Annotated in this window: 6 protein-coding genes; 2 read left to right on the forward strand and 4 right to left on the reverse strand. The window is 59.8% G+C overall.

Annotated elements, in window-relative coordinates; all coding sequences use genetic code 11:
• Nucleotides 1-143: 143 nt before the first annotated feature.
• From QMX91_RS26430 to QMX91_RS26440, 3 genes are read right to left on the reverse strand one after another with little or no spacing between them, the layout of a single operon-like run.
• A complete protein-coding gene (locus QMX91_RS26430) occupies nucleotides 144-1,073 on the reverse strand; it encodes an alpha/beta hydrolase fold domain-containing protein (RefSeq protein ID WP_247269118.1) in 930 nt (309 codons plus the stop codon).
• Between the two features lie 37 nt (nucleotides 1,074-1,110).
• Nucleotides 1,111-2,367 carry an MFS transporter gene (locus QMX91_RS26435; protein WP_282413609.1) on the reverse strand — a complete coding sequence of 419 codons (1,257 nt, stop codon included), beginning with the start codon at nucleotides 2,365-2,367 and terminating at the stop codon, nucleotides 1,111-1,113.
• A 47-nt stretch (nucleotides 2,368-2,414) separates the two neighbouring features.
• Entirely contained in the window at nucleotides 2,415-3,347 is a 933-nt protein-coding gene (locus tag QMX91_RS26440) for a DMT family transporter (protein WP_227698866.1), read from the reverse strand.
• Nucleotides 3,348-3,446: 99 nt separating this feature from the next.
• Between QMX91_RS26440 and QMX91_RS26445 the strand changes: the two genes are divergently transcribed.
• On the forward strand, nucleotides 3,447-4,313 hold the full coding sequence (locus tag QMX91_RS26445) for a LysR substrate-binding domain-containing protein (RefSeq protein ID WP_282413610.1): 867 nt from the start codon (nucleotides 3,447-3,449) through the stop codon (nucleotides 4,311-4,313).
• Nucleotides 4,314-4,361: 48 nt separating this feature from the next.
• On the opposite strand, the gene proP is transcribed toward QMX91_RS26445, so the two are convergent.
• Entirely contained in the window at nucleotides 4,362-5,864 is a 1,503-nt protein-coding gene (gene proP / locus QMX91_RS26450) for a glycine betaine/L-proline transporter ProP (RefSeq protein ID WP_027613786.1), read from the reverse strand.
• A 230-nt stretch (nucleotides 5,865-6,094) separates the two neighbouring features.
• On the opposite strand from proP, the gene QMX91_RS26455 reads away from it, so the two are divergent.
• On the forward strand, nucleotides 6,095-8,299 hold the full coding sequence (locus QMX91_RS26455; RefSeq protein WP_282413611.1) for an OsmC domain/YcaO domain-containing protein: 2,205 nt from the start codon (nucleotides 6,095-6,097) through the stop codon (nucleotides 8,297-8,299).
• The last annotated feature ends 128 nt before the right edge of the window (nucleotides 8,300-8,427 follow it).

Genomic DNA, 8,427 nt, shown 5'->3' on the forward strand with positions numbered 1-8,427 from the left:
AAACGATGCATCGCCGATGGTAGTGTGGGGTTTCCCCATGTGAGAGTAGGTCATCGTCAAGATTAAATTCCGAAACCCCAATTGCGAAAGCAGTTGGGGTTTTGTTTTGCCCGCAGGAAAGTATTTTCCTGCCAATACAGGCCCTAACTGCTTGTTTTTGCCCTGATCTGACGCGAAATCCAAGCCCGACTGTAGGACAAAACACGACTAGCCATGGTGGTCGGAAAATGGATAAAGCCATGGGCGGACGAGGGCAGTAGATGGATTTCAACCGGTGCTGATCGTTGCCAGCGCTCAGCTAATTCCAGCGTGTCATCGCGCAGCGGATCCAGTTCACCGGTGAACATCAACGCCGGTGGCAATCCGCTCAAGTCGCCGTACAGCGGAGACAGTGGCGCCTGCCGGCGTTCATCATCGCTCAATCCTGGAGTCAACAAGCGTAGCGCCTCGACCATTCCCGGGCCGTCGAGTACCAGCGTTTCAGCAGGTGCTGCGTGCACGCTTGGGGTGCCGGCGAGATCGTAAACGCCGTAATAGAGCAGGGCGCCGCTGACCCGCTGCAGCAAATCGGATGATGCTTTGAGCGCTAACAGGGTGGCAGCTGCCAGATGCGCGCCTGCCGATTCGCCGACAACGATTACCGGCAGGCCGACGAACTCCGTGCAATCATCGCTCAACAGCCAGCGTGCGGCGCACAGACAATCCTGCATGAGATCCTCAACTGGCGTATTGACTGCCAACCGATAGTCGACCGATACCACCGCCACGTTGCATGCCTTGACCATGCCGATATTAAGGTCGTCGTTCATCCGTGCATTGCCGATCACCCAGCCGCCACCGTGGTAATCCAGCACCACACCTTGAGCCTTTCCTTGCGGGCGGATGATTCGGACGGGTACTGAAGTGCCTTGTGAGTGGACCACAATGTTCTGCGCATGAAGATCATGCTTGAGCGTTTTATCCGCGCTGACAATCTGACTGGCACGCAGCAATGCCTGGATCAAACGCGGCGTCAGCCGATTGCGGATGCGAAAACGCGGCAGCCAGGCGAGCTTGCGATTGAAGCGTTGCATCTGCGCCAGATCACTATCGCTGAACTCAAGCACATTCTTAGCCAAATCTTTCCTCCTTAGGTTGCAGCGCCGGCTCAATATTCCCCACCTGCGGCAATGTCTCAGGTACCGCCAGCCACAACAGCACAAACGCCACTCCGGCAATCACCGCCAGGGTGAGAAATGCCGCGTTGTAACCGGCCTCCTGCAGCACAATGCCCGCCACGCTGGCACTCAATGCTGCGCCCAGACCAAACACCGTCGAGAGAGCGCCGAGGCTGATGTTGAAGTGTCCAGTGCCCAGCGTCAGGTCTTTCACTACCACCGGGAACAGCGCACCGAAGATCCCCGCGCCGACGCCGTCGAGCATCTGCACCGCTACCAACCAGTAAGGGTCGGCGGATAACGTATAAAGCACGCCACGCAGCGGCAGAATCAGGAAGCCTGCGAGTAGCAGCGGCTTGCGTCCCCAAACATCGGCTTTGGCCCCGACCAGCAAGGCGACCGGCACCATGACCAGTTGTGCGGCAACGATACAGGCCGAGGTCAGTGGCGTCGCCATCTGCAAGTTGACCTGCGCCAGTTTCTGGCTCACCAGTGGCAGCATCGCTGCGTTGGCCAGGTGAAAGAGGGCGCAGCAGATGGCGAACATCAGCAGCGCCTTGTTGGTCAGCAGCACCGCCAATCCCGAAGGCGCCTTGGCGTGAGTGGCGTCGCTGGGGTCAAGGCCCCGGGCCAGATCATGGTTGATCGCGTTGGCATCGACGAAGCTCACGGCGATAACACTGCACAGCGCCATGACCGCCATCAGATAAAACACCGCCACCGGCCCGAACAGGTACGCGAATCCACCGGCCAGCAGCGCCGCGCAGGCGTTGCCGGCATGGTTGAAGGTCTCGTTGCGTCCGGTGCGTCGGGTGAACGCGCGCGGCCCGGTGATGCCCAGGGTGATCGCCGAAATGGCCGGAGCGAACACCGATGCCGCGGCGGCGCTCAGCGCTTGGGTGATCGCTACCAGACTGAAGGACGTCACGAAGGGCAACACCACGCAACTGCCGGTCACCAGTAACGCGGCAATCGCGATCACCGCTCGTTTACTGCGTGTGTTGTCGACCAGGGCCCCGGCGGGCGTCTGGGTGACAAGGGCGGCAATGCCAGCGAGGGTCATCACCAGCCCGATGCTGGCCGGCTCCCAGTGATGAACGGCCAGCAGGTAAATGGCCAGATACGGCCCGAGCCCGTCGCGCACATCGGCGAGGAAGAAATTCAGGCTGTCCAGCGAGAGGTTGTTGCGACGATTGGTATGAGTGACCACGCTGGCATCTTCAATAAACGAGGTTCGGCGAAATGCCTCAACCTCCGCTAAGTCAGTGACTTGTCGCCTGCGGATTTAGTTTCCTGGCGGATGCCGACGGCACACACTTTTTCGCTCGGCGCTCGCCCCAGCAATGGCAAACCGACCAAGGTCAGACCGATACCGAGTAGCGCGCTGGCACTCATCGGATCGTCGAACTGCATCCACGCCCACAACAGTGTCACCGGTGGCGTCAGAAACAGCGCGCCACTGATGCGCTGTATGCTGAATTGTTGCAAGCACAGCCAATAAAATCCGTAGCCACCAAACGTCGAGAAGATCACCAGCCACAGCACGCCACTGACGAAATCCGCAGTGATGGGCGGGCGCAATTCACCCTCAAGGCCAGCCAGCAGCGCAAATACAGGAATCACCGCGCATACCTGAATGAACAGCGCCGTGGTGGCCGGTATTGCAATGCCCGGCCGGGCTTTCTCAAACAAGGTGGCCGCCGCCAGCGACAATACCGCCAGTAACGGTAAGCTGTAGGCCCACAACCCCGCACCGGCCCATTCGACACTCGCGGCGCTGGCCAGCAGCATGCCGATCACGCACAGCGCCACACCCAGCCATTGCCAGCCACGTGTGCGCTGGCCTGGGACGCTGCCGGCCAGCAGCACGATCGTCAGCGGCAACAGATTGGCAAACAGTGACGCAGTGCCAGGCGTGACGCCAAGTTGAATCGAGGCGGCAATCGGTCCGATGTAGCCACCCATCGCGAATAGCCCAAGCAGTGCCTGATGCCACATGTCCTTGCCGCGTAAACCACGCAAGCCGGGCCAGGCGAACGGCAGCAACAGCAATGCCGCCAATACAAAACGCCACAACGAGGCCAGGTATACGCTGCCCTGATCGGCGACGTAGCGATAGCCAATGAACCCCGAACTCCAACTGACCACCATTGCCATCAGCAGTAAAAAACGAACAGGCATGACGTTCATCGCATGGCACCTGACAGAGGAATGAGTTCGATGATATGAATCAAGCACTGATGCATTCAAACGATACGATCCGCACCACTGATGCAGGAATTCTCAAGCATGGCCGAAGCCCTTGATATCGAACTGTTGCGCACCTTTCAGGCAATCGTGCGCTTCGGGCAATTTCTCGCCGCCGCGAGTTTCCTCAACAAGAGCCCGTCAGCGGTCAGCCTGCATGTGCGGCGTCTGGAAGCGCTGGCGGGCGGGCGCTTGCTGGAGCGCGATAACCAGACGGTCAACCTCACGCCACTGGGTCGACGCTTCGCCCTGCAGAGCGCCGATTTGCTACGCCACCACGATCAATTGCTGGCGAGTTTCAGTACGCCGCTGGCCTGCGGGCGGGTTCGCCTGGGGATTTCCGAGGAATACGCCGGCGCGGTCCTGGGCTGTACGTTGCCGCACCTGTCGGCAGATTTTCCGCACATCGAGTTGGAAGTCGAAACAGGTGCCAGCGGTCGGTTGAGTGCGCGTCTGGAACGCGGGCAACTGGATCTGGCGTTGCTGGTGGTCGTCGCAGAGGCGCCGCCATCGACGCGTTGCGTAAGGATGCTGGGCCTGACCCAGCCCGTGTGGGTCGCCGCGCACAATTACACGCAGGATCTCACCCGGCCGGTACCGCTGGCCTTGCACGGCAAGGGTTGTCCCTATCGCAGCGTTGCCGTGGATGCATTGAGCGAGCAGGGACGCCGGTGGCGCGCAGTGATTGTCAGCGCCGGTGCCAGCGCGCTGGAAACAGCCATCGAGGCCGGATTGGCGGTGGGCATTGTTGATCGTGCGCAAGTGCGACCCGGCATGCGCGTGTTGAGCAGTGAGGAGGGATTACCCGAGTTGCCGCTGCACGAGTTGCGCCTGATGCAGGCACCGGGTGAATTGAGTGAGGCGGGGGAGGTTCTGGTGCGTTTGATCGGTGACGGCTTCGTGTTGTGACGCGTTGAGCGACGGCAGCCCCGAGCAGGGCCGCCGTCAGTCATTACATCAGTTGATCCGCGGATGCTGCTGCACCAACTCCTTGCGCTTGGCTTCCAGTTCGGCGATTTCGGCGTCGATGTCTTCGATTTTCTGCTCGATGTTGTCGTGATGTTCCTTGAGCAGTTCCTTGGCTTCCTCAAGATCCGACGCCGCCGGCGCGGCACCGCGCAGCGGTTTGTTGGCGGTCTCTTTCATGGTCACGCCGGTGATCAGGCCGACCACGGCAATCACCATCAGGTAGTAGGCCGGCATGTACAGGTTGTTGGTGCTTTCTACCAGCCAGGCCACGGCAGTCGGGGTCAGACCGGCGATCAACACCGAGACGTTGAACGCGGCGGCCAGCGCGCTGTAGCGGATGTGTGTGGGGAACATCGCCGGCAGGGTCGAAGCCATGACGCCGATGAAGAAGTTCAGCAACACCGCGAGGATCAGCAGGCCGGAGAAAATCAGGCCGATCTTGCCGCTGTTGATCAGCATGAACGCCGGGATCGCCAGCAGGAACAGGCCGATGCTGCCGACCACAATGAAGGGCTTGCGGCCGATCTTATCGCTGATAAAACCGATCGCCGGCTGCACGAACAGCATGCCGACCATGATCGCGATGATGATCAGCACGCCACGGTTTTCGCTGTAGTGCAGGTTGTGCGACAGGTAGCTCGGCATGTAGGTCAGTAGCATGTAATAGGTGACGTTAGTCACCGCCACCACGCCAATGCAGGTCATCAGGCTGCGCCAGTGTTTGGTCGCGACTTCCTTGAACGAGACCTTCGGCCCGCCCGCCAGACCTTCACGGTCGCCTTCTTCGAGTTTCTCGACGTGCTGTTGAAACGCCGGCGTCTCTTCCAGCGCATGCCGCAGATAGAGGCCGATCATGCCCAGCGGCAGGGCGAGGAAGAACGGCAGACGCCAGCCCCATTCGAGGAATTTCTCTTCGCCGATGATCGTCGAGATCAGCACCACCACACCGGCGCCGAGGACGAAACCGGCAATCGAGCCGAAGTCCAGCCAACTGCCAAGGAAACCGCGCTTGCGGTCGGGCGCATATTCGGCGACGAAGATCGAGGCGCCGGTGTACTCACCGCCGACCGAGAAGCCCTGAGCCATTTTCGCCAGCAACAGCAGGATCGGCGCCCAGATGCCGATCGACTCATACGACGGTATCAGGCCGATGGCGAAGGTACTCAGCGACATGATCACGATGGTCGCGGCCAGCACTTTCTGCCGCCCGTATTTGTCGCCCAGCGCACCGAAGAACAGGCCGCCCAACGGACGGATCAGGAACGGCACCGAGAAGGTCGCCAGCGCTGCGATCATCTGCACGCCAGGATCGGCGCCGGGGAAGAAGATCTTGCCCAGTGCATAGGCGACGAAGCCGTACACCCCGAAGTCGAACCATTCCATGGCGTTGCCCAGTGCGGCAGCGGTGATCGCCTTGCGCATCTTGGCGTCGTCGACAATCGTGATGTCTTTCAATCCGATGGGATTGACCTTGTTTTTCCTTGATTTCATGCGGGTCACTCATAGCTGAACGGATTCGATGCCATTGTTTTGCTGGCATGGGTTCTTTCCGTCAGATACAAGAAGACACGAAAAAATTCACTGCTCAGGGCATTTTTGTCGTTCGCACCCGCCAAGACGCAGCAGAGCCCACCCGGCGGCGATTACGCAAAAGCACAAGACGTCAGGCTGAAAACCCGGATAATGGCCGCCAATTCGTTTTTGCTCTCTGGTAAACCCGCATGGAAATCAAGGTCAACTTTCTCGACAACCTTCGACTTGAAGCCAAGTTCGACGACTTCACGGTGATCGCCGATCAGCCCATTCGCTACAAGGGCGATGGCTCGGCACCGGGGCCGTTCGACTACTTCCTGGCGTCGTCGGCCTTGTGCGCGGCTTACTTCGTGAAGCTGTACTGCGAAACGCGCAATATCCCGACCGAGAATATTCGCCTGTCGCAGAACAACATCGTCGACCCGGAAAACCGTTACAACCAGATCTTCAAGATCCAGGTCGAACTGCCGGCGGACATTTCCGAGAAAGATCGTCTGGGCATCCTGCGTTCGATTGATCGCTGCACGGTGAAGAAGGTTGTGCAGACCGGTCCCGAGTTTGTGATCGAGGAAGTCGAGAACCTCGACGCCGATGCGCAGGCCTTGCTGATGCCGCATTCGACCTCTGAAGCGGGCACCTACATTGCCGGTAAAGATCTGCCGCTGGAGCAGACCATCGCCAACATGTCGGGGATTCTCGCCGATCTGGGGATGAAGATCGAAATCGCCTCGTGGCGCAACATCGTGCCTAACGTCTGGTCGCTGCACATTCGCGATGCGCACTCGCCAATGTGCTTCACCAACGGCAAAGGCGCGACCAAAGAGGGCGCGCTGGCCTCGGCACTGGGCGAGTTCATCGAGCGCCTGAACTGCAACTTCTTCTACAACGACCAGTTCTGGGGCGAGGACATCGCCGCCGCCGAGTTCGTGCATTACCCGAACGAGCGCTGGTTCAAACCGGGCCCGAAAGACGAGCTGCCGGCAGAGATTCTCGACCCATACTGCCTGGACATTTACAACCGCGACGGCGAGCTCAAAGGCTCGCACCTGTTCGACACCAACTCCGGCAACACCCAGCGTGGCATCTGCTCGCTGCCGTTCGTGCGCCAGTCGGACGGCGAGGTGGTGTACTTCCCGTCGAACCTGATCGAAAACCTGTTCCTGAGCAACGGCATGAGCGCCGGCAATACCTTGGCCGAAGCGCAGGTGCAATGTCTGTCGGAGATCTTCGAGCGCGCGGTCAAACGCGAAATTCTCGAAGGCGAGATGGCTTTGCCCGACGTGCCGCAGGAAGTGCTGGAGAAGTACCCAAGCATTCTCGCCGGGATCAAAGGCCTGGAAGAGCAGGGCTTCCCGGTGCTGGTCAAGGACGCGTCGCTGGGCGGTGAATTCCCGGTGATGTGCGTGACCCTGATGAACCCGCGCACTGGCGGCGTGTTCGCCTCGTTCGGCGCGCACCCGAGCCTGGAAGTGGCGCTGGAACGCAGCCTGACCGAACTGCTGCAGGGCCGCAGTTTCGAAGGCTTGAACGATCTGCCGCAGCCGACTTTCTCGGGCCAGGCAGTGACCGAACCGAACAACTTCGTCGAGCACTTTATCGACTCCAGCGGTGTGGTGTCGTGGCGCTTCTTCAGTGCCAAGTCTGACTTCGAATTCGTCGAGTGGGACTTCTCGGGGCAGGGCGAAAACTCCAACGCCGAAGAAGCCGCAACGCTGTTCGGCATCCTCGAGGAAATGGGCAAAGAAGCCTACATGGCGGTCTACGACGACCTCGGCGCCAACGCTTGCCGGATCCTGGTGCCGGACTACTCGGAAATCTATCCGGTGGACGACCTGATCTGGGACAACACCAACAAGGCCCTGCAATTCCGCGCCGACATCCTCAACCTGCACAGTCTGAGCAAGGTCGGCCTGCGCAACCTTGCTCAAGGCCTGGAAAACAGCGAGCTGGATGATTACACCGACATCACCACGCTGATCGGTATCGAGTTCGACGACAACACGCCGTGGGGCAAACTAACGATTCTGGAACTGCGCCTGCTGATCTACCTCGCCCTGCAGAAATTCGAACAGGCCAAGGATCTGGTCGAAGCCTTCCTGCAGTACAACGACAACACTGTCGAGCGCGGTTTGTTCTACCAAGCGGTGAACGTGTGCCTGGAAATGGAGCTGGACGAGGATCTGGAGCTGGCCGATTACGAGGCCAACTTCCGCCGCATGTTCGGCGACGAGCGCATGGACGCGGCGATCGGTTCGGTCAAAGGCAGTGTGCGTTTCTACGGTCTGACACCGACCAGCATGAAGCTCGAAGGGCTGGATCGTCACCTGCGTCTGATCGACAGCTACAAAAAGCTGCACGCAGCAAGGGCGAATGCGGCGGGGTTGAATCGCTGATAGCAGACGGTCGCTTCTGCTGAGTAAACCTGTCGTGAGGGGATTTATCCCCGATGGCGCGTAAAGCGGGCCCGGCTTCTTCAACCAATAAAGAAGCGGGCCTGCTACGCAGTCCATCGGGGATAAAT

Source organism: Pseudomonas sp. PS01299 (genome assembly GCF_029960145.1).
In the GTDB taxonomy this organism is placed as follows: domain Bacteria; phylum Pseudomonadota; class Gammaproteobacteria; order Pseudomonadales; family Pseudomonadaceae; genus Aquipseudomonas; species Aquipseudomonas putida_A.